At 72.0% G+C, this 20,462-nt stretch carries 20 protein-coding genes; 16 read left to right on the forward strand and 4 right to left on the reverse strand.

The annotated features are described in order from the left end of the window. Nucleotides 1–146 precede the first annotated feature (146 nt). Genes ACGFK0_RS05500 through ACGFK0_RS05530 form a run of 7 tightly spaced genes read left to right on the forward strand, consistent with a single transcriptional unit; the run spans nt 147 to nt 7,860 of the window. Nucleotides 147–1,346, forward strand: coding sequence for an NADH:flavin oxidoreductase (locus ACGFK0_RS05500; protein ID WP_392900552.1), 1,200 nt, complete (start codon nt 147–149; stop codon nt 1,344–1,346). Beyond that, the gene (locus ACGFK0_RS05505) at nt 1,339–3,018 is read left to right on the forward strand and encodes an AMP-binding protein (protein ID WP_392900555.1); all 1,680 of its coding nucleotides are present in this window, start codon (nt 1,339–1,341) and stop codon (nt 3,016–3,018) included. The genes ACGFK0_RS05500 and ACGFK0_RS05505 overlap by 8 nt, the downstream gene beginning before the upstream one ends. Before the next feature lie 34 nt (nt 3,019–3,052). After that, entirely contained in the window at nt 3,053–4,216 is a 1,164-nt protein-coding gene (locus tag ACGFK0_RS05510; RefSeq protein ID WP_392900558.1) for an acyl-CoA dehydrogenase family protein, read from the forward strand. After that, nucleotides 4,213–5,202, forward strand: coding sequence for a bifunctional MaoC family dehydratase N-terminal/OB-fold nucleic acid binding domain-containing protein (locus ACGFK0_RS05515; RefSeq protein WP_392900560.1), 990 nt, complete (start codon nt 4,213–4,215; stop codon nt 5,200–5,202). The genes ACGFK0_RS05510 and ACGFK0_RS05515 overlap by 4 nt, the downstream gene beginning before the upstream one ends. Next, on the forward strand, nt 5,202–6,266 hold the full coding sequence (locus ACGFK0_RS05520; protein WP_392900563.1) for an acyl-CoA dehydrogenase family protein: 1,065 nt from the start codon (nt 5,202–5,204) through the stop codon (nt 6,264–6,266). Before ACGFK0_RS05515 ends, ACGFK0_RS05520 begins: the two co-directional genes overlap by 1 nt. Then, the gene (locus ACGFK0_RS05525; RefSeq protein WP_392900566.1) at nt 6,263–6,688 is read left to right on the forward strand and encodes a MaoC family dehydratase; all 426 of its coding nucleotides are present in this window, start codon (nt 6,263–6,265) and stop codon (nt 6,686–6,688) included. Before ACGFK0_RS05520 ends, ACGFK0_RS05525 begins: the two co-directional genes overlap by 4 nt. Then, nucleotides 6,685–7,860 (forward strand): lipid-transfer protein, encoded by a 1,176-nt coding sequence (locus tag ACGFK0_RS05530; protein ID WP_392900568.1) that lies wholly within the window; start codon nt 6,685–6,687, stop codon nt 7,858–7,860. The genes ACGFK0_RS05525 and ACGFK0_RS05530 overlap by 4 nt, the downstream gene beginning before the upstream one ends. A 106-nt stretch (nt 7,861–7,966) precedes the next feature. Here the strand turns inward: ACGFK0_RS05530 and ACGFK0_RS05535 are convergent, their stop codons facing one another. Then, entirely contained in the window at nt 7,967–8,200 is a 234-nt protein-coding gene (locus tag ACGFK0_RS05535; RefSeq protein WP_392900570.1) for a hypothetical protein, read from the reverse strand. 189 nt (nt 8,201–8,389) lie between these two features. On the opposite strand from ACGFK0_RS05535, the gene ACGFK0_RS05540 reads away from it, so the two are divergent. The 6 genes from ACGFK0_RS05540 to ACGFK0_RS05565 all read left to right on the forward strand — a co-directional run bounded on the left by ACGFK0_RS05540 (nt 8,390) and on the right by ACGFK0_RS05565 (nt 14,935). Then, a complete protein-coding gene (locus ACGFK0_RS05540; RefSeq protein WP_392900573.1) occupies nt 8,390–8,935 on the forward strand; it encodes a DoxX family membrane protein in 546 nt (181 codons plus the stop codon). A gap of 327 nt (nt 8,936–9,262) precedes the next feature. Further along, the gene (locus tag ACGFK0_RS05545) at nt 9,263–9,892 is read left to right on the forward strand and encodes an HNH endonuclease family protein (RefSeq protein WP_392900576.1); all 630 of its coding nucleotides are present in this window, start codon (nt 9,263–9,265) and stop codon (nt 9,890–9,892) included. 138 nt (nt 9,893–10,030) lie between these two features. Then, nucleotides 10,031–10,822, forward strand: a complete 792-nt coding sequence (locus ACGFK0_RS05550) for an SDR family NAD(P)-dependent oxidoreductase (RefSeq protein WP_392900579.1) — start codon at nt 10,031–10,033, stop codon at nt 10,820–10,822. A 78-nt stretch (nt 10,823–10,900) separates the two neighbouring features. Next, nucleotides 10,901–11,080, forward strand: coding sequence for a hypothetical protein (locus ACGFK0_RS05555; protein ID WP_392900583.1), 180 nt, complete (start codon nt 10,901–10,903; stop codon nt 11,078–11,080). 37 nt (nt 11,081–11,117) lie between these two features. Then, the gene (locus ACGFK0_RS05560) at nt 11,118–13,115 is read left to right on the forward strand and encodes a WD40 repeat domain-containing serine/threonine protein kinase (RefSeq protein ID WP_392900586.1); all 1,998 of its coding nucleotides are present in this window, start codon (nt 11,118–11,120) and stop codon (nt 13,113–13,115) included. Further along, entirely contained in the window at nt 13,115–14,935 is a 1,821-nt protein-coding gene (locus ACGFK0_RS05565; protein ID WP_392900589.1) for a WD40 repeat domain-containing serine/threonine protein kinase, read from the forward strand. The genes ACGFK0_RS05560 and ACGFK0_RS05565 overlap by 1 nt, the downstream gene beginning before the upstream one ends. Before the next feature lie 2 nt (nt 14,936–14,937). Here the strand turns inward: ACGFK0_RS05565 and ACGFK0_RS05570 are convergent, their stop codons facing one another. Further along, nucleotides 14,938–15,360 (reverse strand): hypothetical protein, encoded by a 423-nt coding sequence (locus ACGFK0_RS05570; protein ID WP_392900592.1) that lies wholly within the window; start codon nt 15,358–15,360, stop codon nt 14,938–14,940. A 296-nt stretch (nt 15,361–15,656) separates the two neighbouring features. On the opposite strand from ACGFK0_RS05570, the gene ACGFK0_RS05575 reads away from it, so the two are divergent. Together ACGFK0_RS05575 and ACGFK0_RS05580 are read left to right on the forward strand one after the other, a co-directional pair. Then, entirely contained in the window at nt 15,657–15,908 is a 252-nt protein-coding gene (locus tag ACGFK0_RS05575; RefSeq protein ID WP_392900595.1) for a hypothetical protein, read from the forward strand. A 433-nt stretch (nt 15,909–16,341) separates the two neighbouring features. Beyond that, nucleotides 16,342–16,707, forward strand: coding sequence for a DUF1330 domain-containing protein (locus ACGFK0_RS05580; RefSeq protein ID WP_392900598.1), 366 nt, complete (start codon nt 16,342–16,344; stop codon nt 16,705–16,707). 25 nt (nt 16,708–16,732) lie between these two features. Here ACGFK0_RS05580 and ACGFK0_RS05585 read toward each other — a convergent pair whose 3' ends face one another. Beyond that, a complete protein-coding gene (locus ACGFK0_RS05585) occupies nt 16,733–17,962 on the reverse strand; it encodes an erythromycin esterase family protein (RefSeq protein ID WP_392900601.1) in 1,230 nt (409 codons plus the stop codon). A 58-nt stretch (nt 17,963–18,020) separates the two neighbouring features. Between ACGFK0_RS05585 and ACGFK0_RS05590 the strand changes: the two genes are divergently transcribed. Continuing rightward, a complete protein-coding gene (locus ACGFK0_RS05590; protein ID WP_392900604.1) occupies nt 18,021–18,791 on the forward strand; it encodes a TioE family transcriptional regulator in 771 nt (256 codons plus the stop codon). A 33-nt stretch (nt 18,792–18,824) separates the two neighbouring features. Here ACGFK0_RS05590 and ACGFK0_RS05595 read toward each other — a convergent pair whose 3' ends face one another. Further along, a complete protein-coding gene (locus ACGFK0_RS05595; RefSeq protein WP_392900607.1) occupies nt 18,825–20,453 on the reverse strand; it encodes a Coagulation factor 5/8 type domain-containing protein in 1,629 nt (542 codons plus the stop codon). Nucleotides 20,454–20,462: the final 9 nt, after the last annotated feature.

Here is a 20,462-nt window from a genome sequence, read left to right on the forward strand (position 1 = left end):
ATTCCGCTCAGCGGGACGGCGGAGGCCCGCCCCTCGAAAGGGCGATACGCCGCAGATCAACGCGGTGGGGTGCTCCCGGTCAGCGGGATGTCCGGAGTGCCCGGGCATCCCGCTGATTAACGTCTGGTCATGATGGAGGACTTCGAATGAGCAACGAGAAGCCCGACGTGTTCGCCCCGGGCAGGCTGGGGCCGGTCACACTGCGGAACCGCATCATCAAGGCGGCGACGTACGAGGGGCTGACCAAGAACGGCCAGGTCACCGACGCGCTGATCGACTTCCACGTCCGGCACGCGCGCGGCGGCGCCGGGATGACGACCGTCGCGTACTGCGCGGTCGCGCCGGAGGGCCGAACCGACCGCAGGCAGATCTACTGGCGGGACGAGGCGATGCCCGGCCTGCGCAAGCTGACCGACGCCGTGCACGCCGAGGGGGCCGCCGTCCAGGCGCAGATCGGGCACGCCGGCCCGGTCGCCAACCCCAAGAGCAACAAGCTGCCCGCGCTCGCGCCCAGCCGCCGCTTCCACCTCACCACGCAGACCGTCGCCAGGGCCGCCACGCACGCGGACCTGGCGCGCGTCGTCGAGGCGCACGGCCAGGCGGGCCGGATGGCGATCGAGGCCGGTTTCGACTCCATCGAGATCCACATGGGGCACAACTACCTGACGAGCGCGTTCCTCAGCCCGAAGGTCAACCACCGCAAGGACGAGTACGGCGGGTCGCTGGAGAACCGCGCCCGGCTGGCGCGCGACATCGGCCGCGCCGTCCGCGACGCCGTCGGCGACCGCCTCGCGGTCACCGCGAAGCTGAACATGGACGACGGCGTGCCCGGCGGCTTCTGGGTGGACGAGGCGGTCCAGGTCGCGCGGTGGCTGGAGGCCGACGGCTCGGTCGACGCCCTCCAGATGACCGCCGGCAGTTCACTCCTCAACCCCATGTACCTGTTCAAGGGTGACGCGCCGCTGCACGAGTTCGCCGCCGTCATGAAGCAGCCGACGAAGCTCGGGATCAAACTCGTCGGCAGGCACTTCCTGAAGTCCTACCCCTACGAGGACCTCTACCTGCTCAGGGACGCCCGGCAGATCCGCGCCGCGGTGAAGCTGCCGATGATCCTGCTCGGCGGCGTCACCGACAAGGCCGGCATGGACACCGCCATGGCGGAGGGCTTCGAGTTCGTCGCGATGGCCCGCGCCCTGCTGCGCGAGCCCGACCTGATCAACCGGATCAAGGACGAGCCCGCGACCGGGTCGCTGTGCATCCACTGCAACAAGTGCATGACCGCGATCTACGGCGGCACCCACTGCGTCCTGTCCACCGAACCGCCCTGGGGAAGCGCCGGTGCCTGATGCGCGCGGGCGTGACGAGACGATCGCCGGTCTGCTGCTGGCGCGGCTGAACGACGACCGTCCGGGCCTGCGCAGCCGCGAACGGACCTGGACGTGGGACGAGGTCGTCCGGGAGAGCGCCGCCCGCGCGTCGCTGGCGCGCGACCTGCGCCGGGACGGGCCGTTCCACATCGGCGTGCTGCTGGAGAACGTCCCGGAGTACGTCCTGTGGCTGGGGGCGGCGGCGCTGAGCGGCGCGACGATCGTCGGCGTCAACTCGACCCGGACCGGCGCCTACCTGGAGCAGGAGGTCCGGCACACCGACCTTCAGCTTCTCGTCACCGATCGGGCCGGGCTGGAACTGCTGGACGGTCTCGACATCGGCGTCCCGCGCGACCGGTTCCTCCTGATCGACGACGACGGCTACGCGGCACAGGTCGCGGACCGCGTGTGCGAGCCGAAACCCGATGAGTCGATCACCCCGGTCACGCAGATGCTCCTGCTGTTCACGTCCGGGACGACCGGGAAGTCGAAGGTGGCGCGCTGCTCGCAGGGCAGGCTCGCCGAGCTGGGCCGCAACAACAGCGCGAAGTACGACGTGAAACGCGACGACGTCTGCTACTGCCCGATGCCGCTGTTCCACGGCAACGCGCTGATGGCGCTGTGGGCGCCGGCGCTCGCCGCCGGAGCGACCGTCGTGCTGGCGCCGAAGTTCTCCGCGTCCGGGTTCCTGCCGGACGTGCGGTTCTACGGCGCGACGTTCTTCACCTACGTCGGCAAGGCGATCGGCTACGTCCTCGCCACGCCGGAGCGGCCGGACGACGGCGACAACACGCTCACGCACGGCTTCGGGACGGAGGCGTCCCCGGAGGACAAGGCCGGGTTCCTGCGACGCTTCGGTGCGGAGCTCGTCGAGGGCTACGGCTCCAGCGAGAGCGCCGGCATGATCGAACGCGACCCGGAGGCACCGCCGACCGCGTTCGGGCGCCCCGCCCACGACGGCGTCCGGATCGTCCACCCGGACACCCGGGAGACCTGTGCCCCCGCGATCCTGGACGAGCACGGCCGCGTCACCAACGCCGAGGCCGCCGTCGGCGAGATCGTCGACGTGCACGGCGCCGCGAAGTTCGAGGGCTACTACAACGACCCCGGCGCCGACGCCGAGCGGGTCAGGCACGGCTGGTACTGGACGGGCGACCTCGGCTACGTCGACGTCGACGGGTTCCTGTACTTCGGCGGCCGGTCCGGCGACTGGATCCGGGTCGACTCGGAGAACATCTCCGCGCTGCTCACCCAGAACGTCGTCCGCCGCCATCCGAAGATCGTGGACGCGGTCGCGTTCGGCGTCCCCGACCCGCGCTCCGGCGACCAGGTGATGGCGGCGATCGAGACCCCCGCGGGCGTCACGTTCGAGGACCTCGGCCTCCCGGCGTTCCTCGCCGCCCAGGACGATCTCGGCACCAAGGGCGCGCCGCGCTTCGTGCGCGTCTCGCACGCGCTGCCGACGACCGGTTCGGGCAAGCTCAGGAAGAAGGAGATGCAGCTCGAAGGCTGGCGGACCACCGACCCCGTGTACCGGTGGGCGGGCCGCGCGGTGCGGGGCGCACCCGAGTACGTCCTGATGACCGAGGCGGACAAGGCGGCGCTCCGCGAGGAGTTCGCCGCCGCCGGCCGCATCCGCTTCCTCCCATGAATCCGCTTCCTCCCTTGACAAGGAAAGGGCATGTATGGATCTGCGTGAGTCCGACGCGCATCGCAGGCTGCGCGCGGAACTGAGGGCGTACTTCGCGGGCCTGCTGCCCGAGGACGTGCGGCGCCGCGCCGGTGAGCAGGGCGTGGGCGGCGACCGGTTCCGCGAGATCGTCAAGATGCTCGGCAACGACGGCTGGCTCGGCTACGGCTGGCCGGAGGAGTACGGCGGGCAGGGCAGGTCGATCGCCGAGCAGTACGTGTTCTTCGACGAGGTGCAGCGGGCCGGGCTGCCGTTCCCGTTCGTCACCGTCAACACGGTCGGCCCGACGCTGATGCGCTTCGGGACGGACGAGCAGAAGAAGCGGTTCCTCCCGGGCATCCTGTCCGGCGACATCGTGTTCGCGATCGGCTACACCGAACCCGACGCCGGCACCGACCTCGCGTCGCTGCGGACCAAGGCCGTCCGGGACGGCGACACGTTCGTCGTCGACGGCAGCAAGGTCTTCACCAGCGGCGCCAACACCGCCGACCACGTCTGGCTCGCCGCCCGCACGAACCCGGACGCGCCGAAGCACAAGGGCATCTCGATCCTGATCGTCCCGACCGACGCCGACGGGTTCTCCTGGAGCCCGATCCAGACCGTCGGCGGGATGGTCGTGACGACGACGTACTACAACGGCGTCCGGGTGCCCGCGTCCGCGGTCGTCGGGGACGTCGACGGCGGCTGGGGCCTGATCACCACCCAGCTCAACCACGAGCGCATCGGGCTCGCCGCGCTCGGCGGCCGGATGATCCGGCTGTGGGAGGACGTGCGGGACTGGGCCCGCGACAACGGCGCCATCGACCTGCCGTGGGTGCGCGCCGACCTCGCCCGCACGCACGCCAGGCTGGAGGCGATGCGGCTGATGAACTGGAAGATGACCATGGCCGTCGACGCGGGGACGCTGACCGGCGCGCAGGCCGGGGCCGCGAAGTCCTACGGGACGGAGACGCACATCGACGTGCAGCGCACGCTGACCGGCATCCTCGGCGCGGCGGGGCGGATCCGTCCCGAGTCGCCGGGCGCGGTGCTGTACGGGCAGATCGAGCAGCTGTCGCGGCAGGGCATCGTGAACACCTTCGGCGGCGGCGTCAACGAGGTGCTGCGCGACATGGTCGCCGTCCAGGGGCTGGGACTGCCGAGGTCGAGGCGATCATGAGCGACGCACTCCCGGACGACTCCGCACTCCCGGACGACTCCGCACTCCCGGACGACTATGAGGCGAGGCTGCGGGCCTGGGCGGGACGGGAGCTGGTCGGGCGCCGTCCTGGACCGGACCCGGTCAACGTCCCCATGATCCGCCACTGGGTCGAGGCGATGGCGGACGGCAACCCGGTCTACCTGGACGACGAGGCCGCCAGGGCGAACGGGCGCGACGGCGTCGTGGCGCCCGCGTCGATGATGCAGGCGTGGGTGATGCGCGGGTACGCCGCGTCCGTCGGCGCGGACGAGGATCCCGCCGGCCCCGACGAGCTGACCGCGCTGCTCGCCGAGGGCGGGTACACCTCCGTCGTCGCCACCGACTCGGAGTTCGAGTTCCACCGCGAGCTGGTGCCGGGCGACCACGTCAGCGTCGAGGAGACCGTCGAGTCGATCTCCCCGGAGAAGCGGACGGCGCTCGGCGCGGGACGTTTCGTCAGCACGGTCAAGACGTACCGGGACGCGTCCGGCGAGATCGTCGCCACCCAGAGGTGGCGGCTGCTCCGCTTCCGTCCCGCCGGGAAACCCGCGCCGAAGGCCCTGCGGCCGAGGCCCGCGATCAACCCCGACAACGCGTTCTGGTTCGACGCGGCCCGCGAGCACCGGCTCGTCATCCAGCGGTGCGCCGACTGCAAGTCGCTGCGGCATCCGCCCGGCCCGTGCTGCCCGCAGTGCGGCTCGTTCGACTGGGACACGATCGAGGCACAGGGCGAGGGGCACGTCCACAGCTACGTGGTCAACCACCACCCGCGCCACCCGGCGTTCGACTACCCGCTGGTCGTCGCGCTGATCGAGCTGACCGAGGGCACCCGGCTGATCACGAACATGACCGGGGTCGCGCCCGAGGACGTCGAGGTCGGCATGCCCGTCGTCCTCGACTGGATCGACCCGGACCCCGACCTGTCGCTGCCGGCGTTCCGCCCGGCCGAGGCCAAGGAGCGCTGATGGACTTCACACTGGGCGAAGAGCTGGAGGCCGTCCGCGATCTGGCCCGGCAGATCTTCGCCGACCGGGCCACGCAGGCGCGGATCAAGGCCGCCGAGGAGTCGGAGGCGGGGTTCGACGAGAGCCTGTGGGCCGAGCTGGGGGAGACGGGCCTGCTCGGCGTCGCGCTCCCGGAGGACGCCGGCGGGGCCGGGCTCGGCGCCGCCGGGCTGGCCGTCCTGCTGGAGGAACAGGGCCGCACGGTCGCGCCCGTCCCGATCTGGCCGTCCGTCGTCGCCGCCCTGACGATCGCCGAGCACGGGACGCCCGCCCAGCGGGACGTCCTGGCCGGGCCGGCCCGGCTGACCGTCGCGCTGGAGGAGTTCGGGGCGGCCGACCCCGCCGCGCCGCGCTGCACCGCCGTCCGCGACGGGGACGGCTGGCTGCTGACCGGCACGAAGGCCGTCGTCCCGGCGCCGTCCGGGACGAGCCACGTCCTGGTGGCGGCCTCCTCCCCGGACGGCCCCGGCCTGTTCCTGGTCGAGACCTCAGCGGCCGGGACGTCCTGGGAACGCGCCGAGACCACCACCCGCGACAAGGCCGGGCACCTCACCCTCGACGGCGCCCCCGGCCGGCCCCTCGGAGACGGGGCCCTGGCGACCGCGCTCCGGCTCGCCCGCGTCTCCTTGGCGGCCGTCCAGATCGGCGTGGCCGAAGGCGCCCTCCGCCTGGCCGCCGACCACCTCACCGGACGCGAGCAGTTCGGACGGCCGCTCGCCACGTTCCAGGCCGTGCAGCACCAGCTCGCCGACTGCTACATCGAGATCGACGCGCTCCGCGTCTGCCTCTGGCACGCGATCTCCCTGATCGCCGCAGGGGAGGACGCCGAGAGCGCCGTCCTGGTCGCCAAATGGTGGTCGGACCAGGGCGGGCTGAACGTCGTCCACCGCGTCCAGCACCTGCACGGCGGCATCGGCGTGGACGTCGACTACCCGGTGCACCGCCACTTCCTGTGGGGCAAGCAGATCTCCGGGACGCTCGGCGGTGCCTCCTTCGACCTCGACCTCCTCGGAGCGAGACTGTGAACCATGACGACGTGGCGGTGGGGGAGGAGCTCCCCGAGCTGAGCATCCCGCTCACCCGCACGATGATCGTCGCGACCGCCCTCGCCAGCCGCGACTACCAGGACGTCCACCACGACCCGTCGCTCGCCGTCGAGCGCGGCTCCAAGGACGTCTTCATGAACATCCTGACGACCAACGGGCTCGTCGACCGGTACGTCACCGGCTGGGCCGGGCCCGCCGCCGTGGTGAAGGCGATCAAGATCCGGCTCGGGGCGCCGAACTACCCGGGCGACACGATGGTCCTCACCGGCACCGTCAAGGCCAAGCACGACGACGGCCGCGTCGAGATCTCGGTGCGCGGCGTCAACGCCCTCGGCCCGCACGTGACGGGCACGGTCGTCGTCCAACTGCCCGTTCTCCAACCGCATGGAGGGGACTCATGAGCGTGCTCCCAGGGGCCGCCGCGATCGCCGGGATCGGCGCCACCGAGTTCTCCAAGGAGTCGGGCCGCAGCGAACTGCGGCTGGCCTGCGAGGCGGTCCTCGCCGCCATCACCGACGCCGGGCTCCAGCCGTCCGACGTGGACGGCATGGTGACGTTCACCGCCGACACCAGCTCCGAGATCCACATCGCCCGCAACCTCGGCATCGGCGAGCTGACGTTCTTCTCCCGCATCGGCCACGGCGGCGGCGCCGCCTGCGCCACCGTCCAGCAGGCCGCGATGGCCGTCGCGACCGGCGTCGCCGACGTCGTCGTCTGCTACCGCGCGTTCAACGAGCGCTCCGGCGTCCGCTACGGCCTCGGCCAGGCGGACCGCCCGATGGACGTCAGCGCCGACCGCGCCGCCTACTCGTGGATGACACCGTTCGGCCTGGCCACCCCCGCCCAGTGGGTCGCGATGTTCGCCCGCCGCTACATGCACGAGTACGGCGCGACGAGCGAAGACTTCGGCCGCGTCGCCGTCGTCGACCGGGCGCACGCCGCGAAGAACCCCGCCGCGTGGTTCTACGGCCGCCCCATCACCCTGGAGGACCACCAGGCGTCCCGCTGGATCGCCGAACCCCTCCGCCTCCTGGACTGCTGCCAGGAGAGCGACGGCGGCCAGGCCCTGGTCATCGTCTCCGCCGAACGGGCCCGCGACCTCCCGCACCACCCCGCCCTGATCTGGGGCGCCGCGCAGGGATCCGGCAACGACCAGCACATGATGACGAGCTACTACCGCTCGGAGATCAGCGGCATCCCGGAGATGGGCCTGGTGGGACGGCAGCTCTACGCACAGTCACGCCTCACCCCCGCCGATGTTCAGGCCGCGATCCTCTACGACCACTTCACGCCGCTCGTCCTGCCGCAGCTCGAAGAACTCGGCTTCTGCGCCAGGGGCGAGGCCAAGGACTTCGTCGCGGACGGCAACCTCGAACTCGGCGGACGCCTCCCGTTCAACACCCACGGCGGTCAGCTGGGCGAGGCGTACATCCACGGCATGAACGGCATCGCCGAGGGCGTCCGCCTCGTGCGGGGAACGTCGGTGAACCAGCCGGGCGACGTCCACAACGTCCTCGTCACGGCGGGCACGGGCGTCCCGACCAGCGGCCTGCTCCTCGGCGCCGACGCGTGACCGGAGGCCAACGAGGCCCTGGCGGAGCATGGAAACCGCCCCCGCCGCGGTGGGCGGGGGCGGTGTCGTGCCGTCCGGACTCGTCCGGTACTCGATCAGTGCTTGATCAGTACAGGCCCCACAGCTCGTAGGTGGCCCACGGTGCGGAGCTGCCCTTGCAGTCGTAGGCCTGCCAGCCGGACGCCACCCCGGCCTTGCCCGCCGCGGCGCAGCTGGAGTACCAGTAGAAGGTCTGGCCGGTGTTGTGCCACGACGCGGCGAGCGCCGGGGTGGCGGTCGCGCCGACGGTCAGTGCGGAGCCCGCGACCACGGCGGCGAGGGCGGCTTTCCTGATTCTCACGATTCCTCCCTGATTACTCTGAGTGGTCAAACGACTGCATTGTGTGCTCGGAGGGTCTGCGGCCGGTATCCGGGAAACCACGTACGTGCCGGCGCGGCCACGCCGACTTCCGGCCGGATCGAAACTAGTCATTGACAAGATGGCCGTGCGGGGCGAAACTTGACAGTGACAAGTTCAAGGGGGATCGACATGGCACCACTGATGTTCTTGATCGGGGGCACGCTGGCCGGGCTGGTGGCGGGCCGTCTGGGCGTGCGGCGGCTGCGGCGGTGGCCGGTGCCGCTGCGCGCCGGGCTCGCCCTGATGTTCACGGTGACCGGGATCGCGCACTTCGTCGGCATGCGCCAAGAGCTGATCGACATGGTTCCGCCCGCGCTGCCCGCACCGGGGTTCCTGGTGACCGTGACCGGCGTGCTGGAGCTCGCCGGCGCGGCGGGGCTCCTCTGGGGGCGGACCGCGCCGTGGGCCGCGGGCGGGCTCGGCCTGATGCTGGTCGGGATGTTCCCGGCGAACGTGCACCTGGCCCTCAATGGGACGGACATCCCGTGGGACGACCGCCTGGCCCCCAGGACCGCGATGCAGGTGATCTTCCTGGCCGCCGCTCTCGCCGTGGTCGCGCACCACGCGCGGGAGGCACGCCGGGCGCCGGGCGCGGTGGGGGTGGGGCCTGCCGGACGGGCCGCGTCCGCCCTGCCCTCGTCACCGCCCGAACGGGTGTCCCGCCCGGTGTCCTGACCGTGGGCGCGGACGCCTGAACCCGGACACGCCCGGGCCGGCCCGGCCCGGCCCGGGCGTTCGGAGGTGCGACTCCTCGGGTCCGGACGGGGTTCAGTGAGTTTTCATCTGCCGCGACGGGTCCGCCGCCCGCGCCGTCATGGCAGGCCAGAGGGGGGTGGGGCGGGGTCGGACGGCAGCTTCCGACCAAAGGCGGGGGCGCGGCTGGGCAATGCGTGACATTTATTGGGATTTGTTCCAAATGTCACCGTCGCAGTGCCGCCGTTCCCGCCCCGCTCAGGGCGCTCCCGGCCCTGGCAGGGAACGGCCGCAGAAGGGCTCCCCCCGATGCGACGACCGTTCCTGCTCCTGCTACCCGCCGTGCTGGCCGCGGCGCTGATCGGCGTTCCCGCCGCGCCGGCGTCCGCGACCCCGCCCAACATCCCGTCCGCCTCCACCGCCGCGTCCCGGCTGGCCGCGCTCACCGTCGCCGCCGAGTCGCACGCCGGCAGCTACGACCGCGACCTGTTCCCGCACTGGATCACGATCTCCGGGTCGTGCAACACCCGCGAGACCGTCCTCAAGCGGGACGGCCGGAACGTCTCCACCAACTCCTCCTGCTACCCGACGTCCGGCTCCTGGTACTCGCCGTTCGACGGCGCCACGTGGTACGCGGCGTCCGACGTGGACATCGACCACATGGTGCCCCTCGCAGAGGCGTGGGCGTCGGGCGCCTGGGCCTGGTCGACGTCCCGCCGCCAGACCTACGCCAACGACCTCGGCGGCCCCGAGCTGTGGGCCGTCACCGACAACGTCAACCAGGCCAAGGGGCACAAGGACCCCGCCGAATGGCAGCCGCCGCGTTCCGCGTTCCGCTGCACCTACGCCCGCGCCTGGATCCAGGTGAAGTGGTACTACGACCTCACCGTCGACAGTGCCGAGAAGAGCGCCCTCTCGGGGATGCTCGGCACCTGCTGAGTGCGGACACCGCCGCCCCGTTCCCACGCGGGCGGGGCGGCGGGTCCGTCCCGACATGACGGCCGCGCTGCCCGCCGCTCGGTGAATTCTAGAGAAACTCTCTAGAGAGCTTCTCGTGGGACGCTACGCTCCCGTGCCGTGGACGAGGCGCTGAACGTGGTGGTGACGGGTGGGAACCGCGGGGTGGGGCGGGCCGTGGCGGCGGAGGCCGTCCGGCGCGGCCACCGGGTGACGATCATGGCGCGGCGGCCGGACGAGGGACGGGCCGCCGCGCGGGAGATCGGCGCGGAACTCGTCGTCGGGGACCTGTCGAGCCTCCGCACGGCGCGGGCCGCCGCCGGGGAGATCGCCGCGGCGGTCCCCGCGATCGACGCGCTCGTCCACAACGCGGCGGTCTGGCCCAGCCGCCGCGACGTCAACGAGGACGGATACGAGCAGGCGTTCTTCACCAACCATCTCGCGCCGTTCCTGCTGAACCGGCTGCTGGAGCGGCAGCTGCGGCGCGTCGTGCAGGTCAGCGCCGGCCTGTACGTCATGGGGAGGGCAGATCCGGAGCGGACCCCGGCCGGCGCGGACTTCAGCGCCACCAGGACCTACGCCAACACCAAGCTCGCCAACCTGCTGATGGTGCCGCTGTTCGCGGAGAGGTGGAAAGATGCCGGTGTGACGATCGATGCCGTGCACCCGGGCGTCCTGCGGACCGGCCTGGGCGAACGCGGCGGATTCCAAGGACTGCTGCTGCGGACCGTCAAGCGGACGCTCAAGTCCGCCGAGGCAGGCGCCGAGCCCGTGGTGAACCTGCTGACCGCCGAAGGCACCGGCCGGTACTTCCACGGGCGCAAGGAGCAGCGGCTCAAGCCCGTCGCCCGCGACACCGCCCTCGCCCGGCGGCTCTGGGACGACGCCGTGAAGGCCGTCGATGTCGCGTAGGCACCAGGGCACGGACGAGACCGTCGCCCGGGTCCTCGACGCTTGAAGGCACCCCGCATCGCGCGTCTCGTCGCATGGATGGTCCCGCACATCAAGGCGGGTGAGGTGGCCCCGCTCTCGCCCGCGACGATGGAGATGCTCCTCATCGGCCCCGTCGCCGAGACCGCCCGCCGCTGGCTGTCGTGCGACCCCGCCATCGACCTGGACGAGGCCGCCGACGTCCTCCCGCCCCGCATCTGGCGGTCGCTCCAGCCCTGACTCCCTGACTCCCCGGCTCCCGACGAACAGGTGACACATGACCCCTCTGCGTCCCGACGACCCCCGCACGATCGGCCCCTACCGGCTCGGCGCCCGCCTCGGCGAGGGCGGCATGGGCCAGGTGTTCCTGGGGGAGTCGCCCGGCGGACGCCAGGTGGCGGTGAAGCTGATCCGCCCCGAGCACGCAGGCGACGCCCGCTTCCGGGAACGGTTCGCGCGGGAGGTGGAGGCCGCGCGAAGGGTCGGCGGTTTCCACACCGCCCAGGTCGTCGACGCCGATCCCGCAGCCGCGACGCCCTGGATGGCGACCGCGTTCGTCCCGGGCGCGTCCCTGCGCGACGAGGTGATCCGCGGCGGCCCCCTCCCCCCGGACCGGGTGCGGACGCTGGGCGCCGCGCTCGCCGAGGGCCTGGCCGCGATCCACGCGTGCGGGCTGGTGCACCGCGACCTCAAACCCGGCAACGTGATCATTTCGCCGGACGGCCCCCGCATCATCGACTTCGGCATCGCCCGCGCCGCCGACGCGGCGCCCATGACGTCGGACGGCGCGGTCATCGGCACGTACGCGTTCATGGCGCCCGAGCAGGTCCTCGGGGACCAGGCGGAATCGCCGTGCGACGTGTTCGCGCTGGGCTGCGTGCTGGCGTTCGCCGCCACCGGGAGGAGCCCGTTCGACGCGACGACGATCCCGGCGATCGTGCACCGCGTCCTGGAGGAGGAACCGCGGCTCGACGGAGTGGCCGACGATCTGCGGACGCTCGTCACCGCGTGTCTCGCCAAGGACCCGGCGGCCCGCCCGGCGACGTCCGCGATCCTGGAGCACCTCGCCGATCCCGCCGGGAACCCGCTGCCGGACGCCACGGCGCACGCCGCCGTCCCGGCACCGCCCGCCGCTCCCGACGCGCCGACGCGGCTCCGCGGGACGATGGCCGTGACCAAGGCGGAGGGCGCCGGCGACGTGACGTCCCCGAGCACGCCCGGCAGCCGGGTGTCGCGGCGCGCCGTCGTCCTCGGCGCCGCCGGCGCGGCCGCCGCCGCCATGACCGCCGTCCCCGCCGTCCTCCTGCTGCGCGGCGACGGCGACGAGGAGCCCCCGCCCGCGAACGCCGCCGCCCCCGCCCCGGACGCGCCGCTGGCGCCGTTCGCCACGCTCAGCGGCCATGAGGCGGGCATCGAGGAGGTGGCGATCAGCCGGGACGGCCGGTTCGCCGCCAGCGTCTCCCTCAACGACGAGAAGGTGTTCATCTGGGACGTGGGGCGCCGCGCCCGGCACCGGACGCTGCGGGTCGAGGGCGGGGCCGCCGCGGTCGCGTTCAGCCGGGACGGGCGGCGGCTCGCCACCGGGAACATGAGCGCGAGCGCCACGGTGTGGGACGTCGCGACCGGCCGCCGGATCCGCACGTTTCCGGTCGAGGCGTTCAACGTCGGCTCGGTCGACTTCAGCCCGGACGGGCGGATCCTCGCCGCGGGCAACCCCGACGTCAGGCTCTGGGACGTCCGGACCGGCCGGCTCGTCGCCGGGTTCGACAGGGAGGCGTCCGGCGTCCGCTGCGTGCGGTTCAGCCGCGACGGGAAGATCGTCGCCGCCGCCTGCGACGGGGCCGGGGATTCCGGCAACCGCGGTGCCGTGTGGATGTGGAACGCCGCGACCCGCCGCCGCATCGGCGTGCTCCGCAGCCCCGAGGGCGCCATGTCGTCGCTCGCGTTCGCCCCGGACGGCAGGACCGTCGCCACCAGCTGCAAGAGCGCGGAGGTCACGGTGTGGAATGTGGCGTCCGGCAAGATCGTGGCCTCCCTCCCCGGCCACGCCGCCAGGATCACCCAGGTCGCGTTCAGCGCGGACGGCACGCTCGTCAGCGGCAGCCAGGACCGGGAGATCCGGGTGTGGGACGTCGCCGCCCGCCGCGCGACCGCCGTCCTGAGCGGGCTCAACGGCCTCGTCTCGTCGGTCGCGATCAGCGGCGACGGCACGACCGTGGCGGCCGGCAGCGGCGTCTCCGGTGAAACGACCGTGCGACTGTGGAGGCTGCCCTGATGGAGACGCTGCGACGGGGAGATCCCCGGCAGGTCGGCCCGTACCGGCTGGAGGCGCGGCTCGGCGAGGGCGGCATGGGGCAGGTGTTCCTCGGCTCGACGCCCGGCGGCCGGCAGGTGGCGGTGAAGCTGATACGCGCCGAACACGCCGGCAACCCGCAGTTCCGGGCCCGGTTCGCGCGGGAGGTCGACGCCGCCCGCAAGGTCGGCGGCTTCTACACCGCGCAGGTCGTGGACGCCGACCCGGCGGCCGACGAGCCCTGGATGGTGACGGCGTTCGTCCCCGGCCCGTCCCTGCGGGAACTCGTCACCCGCGAGGGACCGCTCGACCCCGGCGGCGTCCGGTCGCTGGGCCGGGGCCTGGTGGAGGGCCTGGCGGCGATCCACGCGTGCGGGCTGGTGCACCGCGACCTCAAACCCGGCAACGTGATCATGTCGCCGGACGGTCCCCGCATCATCGACTTCGGCATCGCCCGCGCCGCCGACGCCTCGACGCTCACCGCCACCGGCGCGGCCGTCGGCACCTTCGCGTACATGGCGCCCGAGCAGATCCGCGCCGACGAGGCCGGCCCGCCCGCGGACGTGTTCGCGCTCGGCTGCGTCCTCGTGTTCGCCGCGACCGGCCGCGGCCCGTTCGACGCCGGCTCCATCCCCGCGATCGTGCACCGCATCACGTCCTCCCCACCCGACCTGGGCGGCATGGACACCGGCCTCCAGGGCGCGATCGTCCCGTGCCTGGCCAAGGATCCGGCCGCACGCCCGCCCCTCCCGCAGATCGGCGCCGGCCTCACCGCCGCGCCCCGCCGCGTCCCCCGCCGCGCGGTCATCGCGGGGGCCGCCGGAGCCGCGGTGGCCGCCATCGCCGCCCCGGCGGCCGTGCTGCTGTGGCCGTCCGGCGAGAGCAAGGCGAAGACCTTCCCGCCCACGCCCCTCGACGTCCCCGGCGCGTCCCGCCTCCTGCCGGGCGGCCCGGTGGACATGTTCGACATCGCTTTCACCCCGGACAGCCGGACGCTCGTCGGAGTCGGGTTCGAGAGCCTCTGGCGCTGGGACCTCACCACCGGAAAGGGCGGCTCCACCGAGGTCGGCGAAGCGCTCAGGGGACGCGACTACGCGGGGCTGAGCGGGGACGCACGGGTCGTCGCCGTCAAGAGCGACGCCGGCATCGAACTCCGGGACGCCGCGACCGGCCGCGTCACCGGCGTCATCAAGGTCGGCGCCGGTTTCCACGCCCTCGGCCTCAGCCACGACGCCGGAAGGGTCGGCACGGCGGGCGCGGGCAAGATCCGGATCCTCGATGCCCGCACGGGCCGGGCCGTCCGCGAGATCGCCTACGGAGAGTCCGACCCCACCTTCCTGGAATTCAGCCCGGACGGACGGCTCATCGCGACCGGAAACCGCTACAGCGGCGGTGTCGCGAACCTCTGGGACACGGCGTCCGGCCGGCCGGCGGGCACGCTGTCGGGCGGCACGACGGAAACCGTGACGTTCTCCCCGGACGGCTCGCTGGCCGCGGGCGTCGACGACGGCAACTGGGCCGTCCATCTCTGGAACGTGGAAGCCGGACAGTCGCCCACCGTTCTCGAGGGCCACGAAGGCGCCGTCCTGAGCCTGGCGTTCAGCCCGGACGGGCGGGTCCTGGCCAGCGGCTCGAAAGACAACTCCGTCCGCCTGTGGAACACGCGGACGGCCGAGCCCATCGGCACCCTGAGCGGCCACACCACCGAAGTCTCCACAGTCGCGTTCGCGCCCGACGGCACGATGCTCGCCGCCGCCGCGGGCTCCGGAAGCGGAGCAACCCGCCTCTGGAGCTACCGATGAATTCAGTCGCCCCTCGCCCCGGCCGGCGGAGCGGTGAGCGCGTAGATCAGCAGCACGCACAGGGCGATGGTGAGCACCGACCACATGGGAAACGCCTGGAGAAAGGCCAGGTGCCCGATCGCCGCCAGGACGGCCAAGAGCACGCCGGCCGCGCGGGCCCACATCTGGCCCGCCACAACGCCCGCGCCGACCGCGATCTGGACGATGCCCAGCATGAGCCAGATCCAGCCCCAGGCCGTGAAGTCGAACACCAGGATCTGGTTCTCGCCGACGAGGTAATAGTCGTCGTTGAACAGCGCAACCAGTCCGGCGATGACGTTGAACGCGCCGACCACCAGGGCGAGCGTGCCGGCGAAGGCCAGCCACCCCGAGGTGCGGTGGCGCTGCCGCGTTGAGGCAGAGCCGTGGGCCATCTTTGTCGTCATCGAAACCCCCCTCTTGGCGGCCTGGGCCGCCAACTCGGTGACCGAAAGCTCCCCCTTTGCAGGGAGGGTGCAAACCCGGATCAACTGCCTCTTTAAGGGTGATTTGGGAGAACGTGCACCGTTATTAACAGGCAAAAGGGCCGCACAACGGTGCGGCATCGACGCCTTGAGGGTCGGTATGCAGACAATCCGAACACCTCAGTCATAGTCTGACGTAACGTCTTTGACCCTCCGTGACTGAACGATTGCCGATAGCTTTCACCCCCCAAGCCGCACGACACTGCCTGGAGGAGATCATGCAAGCAGGCGTCTACGAATGGCAGAGCGACTTCGCCCTCAAGCACATCGCCGAAGGCAAGATCGAGGGCAAGGTCGAAGGAAAGGTCGAGGGAGAGATCGAGCTGCTCCTCATCGTCCTGGAGTCGCGCGGCTTCACGATCGACGATGACCTTCGCCGCCGTGTCACTTCCTGCCAGGACCTGGAACAGATCCACACCTGGGCCCGGCACGCGGCGACCGCCTCATCCCTCGACGAGATCTTCACCTGACACTTGAGGCCGCCGGGTCCCGGCAGCGTTGCTCATATGACGGCGGCGACGCCTCGGTCTTCGGCTTGGCGGGCGTCGCCGGTCAAAGCCGTATTCCAGAAGGAGCAGGCCGTTCGGTGTGGCCTCGTGGTGGAGCAGGCGGAGGCCGGCCGGGGTGCCCGCGCCGGTCAGCGGCCATCGGCGGGTCCGGAGGACGGCGGCCGGACGACCGTGCGGCGCGTCGGGTCGCCGAGGGTGGCGAACACCCCGTCGAGCTGCGGCGAATAGTGGGGCACGAGGCTAAGGATTGTGTTAGTCGACAGTCGGCATAAGGGCTGAGTGTCGAGCCGCACAGCGTTCCGGTGGTCGGGGCGAGGCGATGGCTCTTTCTCTCGATGGCCTGCCGGGCGGGCCCTAGAGTCGGGGGCCACGCTTGCGAAGGGGAGGTGGCCGGATGGCGGTCGATCCGACCGGTGACGGGATGAAGCGGTATCTCGCCGAAGACCCCGGGGGCCCGGTGGTGATGCTGAACCTGCTGCGCTTCCGTGAGGGCGGGCAGGCGAGCTATGCCCGGTACTCCCGGGTGCTCAGCGAGACGATTCTCAAGCGGTACGGCTCCGAGGTGCTGTTCTACGGCAAGGGCTCGACGGCGCTCGTCGCGGAGGACGGGCGGGGCTGGGACGCCGTCCTCCTCGTGCGCTACCCGTCTCGGGAGGTGTTCTCCCAGATGGTCGCCGATCCCGATTTCCAGGCCGTCGCGCACTTCCGCACGGAGGCGCTGAGCGACGCCGTCCTCCAGGCGACCATCCCCGTCGGCTGACGGTTCATGAAGCGCTGCCGGGTCGTCACCCGGCCCCGCTGTGCCGCTGAGGGGTCTGGCTCTGCCGGACGTCCTTGATGAACACGAGCCCGTCGATCTCGGTCAGGTGGGCCGGGTCCAGTGAGGCGTAGCCGAACCAGGGCGACACGCGGGCGGCGGGGAGTGTGTCGCCGAGGGCGGCGGCCAGACGGCCGGCGTCGACGACGTAGCGGTCCTCCGGGAGCGCGTACAGGAGCCCTTCGAGGGTGTCCGGTGGCGGGGCGTCCACGCCTTGGTGCCGGATCGTGCCGAGGGCCGTGGCGACGAACGCGTACTCCTCGCCCAGGTGCGAGTTGACGATCGCGCCGGCGCTCCACCATTCCAGCGGCAGGTCGCCCATCCGCATGGAGCTCTTGTCCCGCTGGAGATGGCTGTTGTGGGCGTGGACCAGCGCCGGGCCCCACTCGGTGACGGCGAGGAGGTTGGCGGCCATCATCGAATCCCGCTGGGCGCACATCCGCGTCACGCGGGCCGGGGACGTGTCGGCCATCCAGAAGTGGTAGCCGAGCAGGCCGGTGGCGGTGCGGCCGTACAGGCGCGCCCGGTCCCAGTCGTGCCGCGAGGTCGACGCGATCAGGTGCGGCGTCTGCGCGTCCAGCAGCGCCACCAGGTCGTCGGCGAGTACCCGCAGTTGCCTGGCCTCGGTCGACCGGCCCATGGACTGGGACGGGTCCATCACCGTGGCGGGGTTGGACCATTGGTCGTCGCCGCCGAGGAGGCGGTCGAGCGTTTCCGCGGTGCAGGGGAGCAGGTCCGGCTCCACCTGGGCGGCGAGGTAGCCGTGGAGTGCGGTGAGTGCCTGCCTGGGGCTCGCGGCCCAGTACTCCAGCGGGCCGTCGATGCCCGCGAAGCGCACGTGCTCGGACGCGGGCCGGCCGTCGTTGTGGGCTCGCATCCAGCGCACGAGCTCGCGGTTGCCCGCCTGCTCGCCCCACTCGTGGCTGAAGCCGTGCTCCATGACCTCGTCGAGGGTGCCGGTGCCCGAGGTGACGTAGTCGTCCACGACCAGGCCCATCATGCAGTCGCTCTCGATGGAGATCGACCGGTAGCCCTCCTGCTCGACGAGCTGCCGGAAGAGCTCGTTGCGCAGGTCGAGCAGGGTGTCCTCGCGGTGGGCGGGCTCGCCCAGGGCGAGGAGCCGCGGCCGGGCCGGAAGCAGCCTCATGACGGCGGCGGCTTCGACGGGGTGGGTGCTGTCCTTGATACCGATTGCCATGCCTTCAACGGTATCGTTGAACCTTCGGGTTGAACTTCACCGCGATATCGGCAGGATGATGGGACGAAACCTTCAAAACGGTGTGCGGCTCAGGCCGATCGACCTGGCGCGCGGGCACGGTCTGTCCACGCAGGCGATCCGGAACTACGAGGAGGCCGGCATCCTCCCCGCCGCCGCTCGCACGGCCCACGGCTACCGCACCTATACGCCGCTGCACGCGCAGGCCCTGAGCGCGTTCCTCGCCCTGGTGCCCGGCCATGGCCACCAGACGGCGACGTCGATCATGCGGGCGGTGAACGAGGACGCGGCCGAGGAGGCGTTCCGCCTCATCGACATGAGTCACGCCCAGCTCCTCGACGACCGCCGGACCCTCCGGGCCGTGGAGAGCGCCCTCCGCGACCTGGAGCCCGGCGCGGCGTCCGGGCGCACCACGGCGTCCGAGCGGACCACGGCGTCCGGGCCCGGCGACGCGGCGTCCGAACCCGGTGGCACCTTCATCGGGCCGCTGGCGGACCGGCTCGGAATCCGGCCCGCGACGCTGCGCAAGTGGGAGGGTGCCGGGCTGGTGCGCCCGCGCCGCGACCCGCGGACCGGCTACCGCGTCTACGACGAATCCGACGTGCGGGACGCCCGGCTGGCCCACCAGCTGAGGAGGGGCGGCTACCTGCTGGAGCAGATCGCCCCGCTGATCGCCCAGGTGCGGGCGGCCGGCGGGCTGGAGCCGCTGGAGGCCGCCCTGCGCGACTGGCACGGCCGGCTGTCCGCCCGCGGGCGCGCGATGCTGGCCGGGGCCGCCGAGCTGGACGCCTACCTGCGCGAACGCGGATGACATGCACCTCCGGGCTGCGGCCGGCCTGCCCTGTCACCCCGATCCGGTTTCGGTGCGGTGCCACATCCGGAGGTAGGTCTCGGCGCCCCGGGCCAGGTCGTCGATGATCTCCTGGCCGCCTACGGTGCCGACGTCGGCGAGCCAGTCGGGGACGAGGCCGTAGTTGGCGACGCCGTCGGTGTTGAGGTCCCAGGTCCGCGTCCCGGTGCGCAGGCGGTCGAGCTTCACGGCCGGGTCGAACGGTGAGGTGTACGGGTAGCGCAGCGGGTCGTCGGCGTCGCCGCGCGGGGGAGGAAGGGCGCCCATGCCGTTGGCGTCGAGGCCGTAGCCGTAGCCGAAGGCGGTTCCCGGGGCGTGGTGGGCCTTGTTACGCCTCCACTGCTGGACGAAGCCGTCCGCCGCGTGCCCGTAGCCGGTGATCATGCCGCCGAGGGCGTAGACGCGCGGCTTGTAGGTGTCGTCCATCCAGCTGTGGGACGAGATGACGCCCGGGTAGCGCGCCTCCTCCAGCAGGCCCAGGGTCTCGTCGGCGGCCTTGACGCTCATGTGGTCGATCTCGACGATCATGTGGCGTTCCATCATGCCGCGCACCATGTGCTCGCCGAGGTCGCTGAGTCCGTTGACGTTGCAGTGCGGCGCCTCCGGATACAGCGGCAGGGTGATGCCCGCCTGCCCGAGCAGGCGCAGGAGCCGCGCGACCTGGTCGTTGACCGCGCCGGCCGGTTCGATGGTGTGGTCGTGGGCGCGACCGGTGCAGGTCTCGGCCTGCCAGAAGCGTCCCGTCCCCAGGAAGTTGCCCGCGTTGACGAACGCGCCCGTGGTGCCGCCGTCGAAGCGGACGCCGCACAGCGCGTTGTCGTACTTGTGGCACACGAACATGGACGACACGCCCAGGCGCTTCATCTCGTCCAGGCCCCGGTTGATGTCCTTGCGGGTGCACTGCGGCTCACCGTTGATCACACGGCAGCCGAACGGCTCGGAGGTCTCGACGCCGAGGACGACGGCGAGCTTGCCCGCCTCGATCACCCGGCGGGCCTCCGCGGAGTCGCGCACGATCCGGAACCAGCCCTCGCCGGGTCCGCCGCTGCGCCGGTCGATGCCCTCTTCCATCTCCCGCATCCGCTGCGCTTGGAGCCGGATGACGTCCATCTCGTCGCACGGGTTGCGCTTGAGCGGGTAGATGTCGCAGAGCTGCCGGTTCGCCACCAGGTGGTTGACGAGGATGCGCTGGCCGGCGCGCCAGGAGCGTTCCAGCCAGGTGTAGTGGGCCTGCTGGTGGGTGCGGGAGTCCCATGCGGGCCAGTCCTTGAACGTGGGCCAGCCGGTGGGGTCGTGGGTGCCGAACGGTGTGCCGTGCCTGGTGAAGTTCTCGAACCAGGCGAGCACCCCGTTGCCCGCGTGGTCGGGGCAGTCGCGCAGCGCCTCCTGGATCCCGCGCGGGTCGAACGGCTTGCCGCACATCAGCTGCCCGCCGAACGCCTCGTACGACATCAGGTGGGTGTGCGCGTCGATATAGCCGCGTACCTCGCCGTCGGTGGCCGTCGGGGTGGGCGGGGCACCGGAGGGTGCCGCCGCGTGTGCGGCGGGTGTCAGGAAGGAGGCGATGAGGAGGAGGACGAGCGGCAGTGATGCCGAACGCCGGAGGGGGTGGGGGAGGGACATCCGGCACCT

This window comes from Spirillospora sp. NPDC048823 (assembly GCF_043198445.1).
Lineage (GTDB): Bacteria > Actinomycetota > Actinomycetes > Streptosporangiales > Streptosporangiaceae > Spirillospora.

Bases quoted from the DNA above. Each gene is read 5' to 3' on its own strand.
- ACGFK0_RS05500 (WP_392900552.1), top strand. From the start codon at position 147: ATGAGCAACGAGAAGCCCGACGTGTTCGCCCCGGGCAGGCTGGGGCCG.
- ACGFK0_RS05510 (WP_392900558.1), top strand. From the start codon at position 3,053: ATGGATCTGCGTGAGTCCGACGCGCATCGCAGGCTGCGCGCGGAACTG.
- ACGFK0_RS05515 (WP_392900560.1), top strand. From the start codon at position 4,213: ATGAGCGACGCACTCCCGGACGACTCCGCACTCCCGGACGACTCCGCA.
- ACGFK0_RS05520 (WP_392900563.1), top strand. From the start codon at position 5,202: ATGGACTTCACACTGGGCGAAGAGCTGGAGGCCGTCCGCGATCTGGCC.
- ACGFK0_RS05530 (WP_392900568.1), top strand. From the start codon at position 6,685: ATGAGCGTGCTCCCAGGGGCCGCCGCGATCGCCGGGATCGGCGCCACC.
- ACGFK0_RS05540 (WP_392900573.1), top strand. From the start codon at position 8,390: ATGGCACCACTGATGTTCTTGATCGGGGGCACGCTGGCCGGGCTGGTG.
- ACGFK0_RS05545 (WP_392900576.1), top strand. From the start codon at position 9,263: ATGCGACGACCGTTCCTGCTCCTGCTACCCGCCGTGCTGGCCGCGGCG.
- ACGFK0_RS05555 (WP_392900583.1), top strand. From the start codon at position 10,901: ATGGTCCCGCACATCAAGGCGGGTGAGGTGGCCCCGCTCTCGCCCGCG.
- ACGFK0_RS05560 (WP_392900586.1), top strand. From the start codon at position 11,118: ATGACCCCTCTGCGTCCCGACGACCCCCGCACGATCGGCCCCTACCGG.
- ACGFK0_RS05565 (WP_392900589.1), top strand. From the start codon at position 13,115: ATGGAGACGCTGCGACGGGGAGATCCCCGGCAGGTCGGCCCGTACCGG.
- ACGFK0_RS05570 (WP_392900592.1), bottom strand. From the start codon at position 15,360: ATGACGACAAAGATGGCCCACGGCTCTGCCTCAACGCGGCAGCGCCAC.
- ACGFK0_RS05575 (WP_392900595.1), top strand. From the start codon at position 15,657: ATGCAAGCAGGCGTCTACGAATGGCAGAGCGACTTCGCCCTCAAGCAC.
- ACGFK0_RS05580 (WP_392900598.1), top strand. From the start codon at position 16,342: ATGGCGGTCGATCCGACCGGTGACGGGATGAAGCGGTATCTCGCCGAA.
- ACGFK0_RS05585 (WP_392900601.1), bottom strand. From the start codon at position 17,962: ATGGCAATCGGTATCAAGGACAGCACCCACCCCGTCGAAGCCGCCGCC.
- ACGFK0_RS05590 (WP_392900604.1), top strand. From the start codon at position 18,021: ATGGGACGAAACCTTCAAAACGGTGTGCGGCTCAGGCCGATCGACCTG.
- ACGFK0_RS05595 (WP_392900607.1), bottom strand. From the start codon at position 20,453: ATGTCCCTCCCCCACCCCCTCCGGCGTTCGGCATCACTGCCGCTCGTC.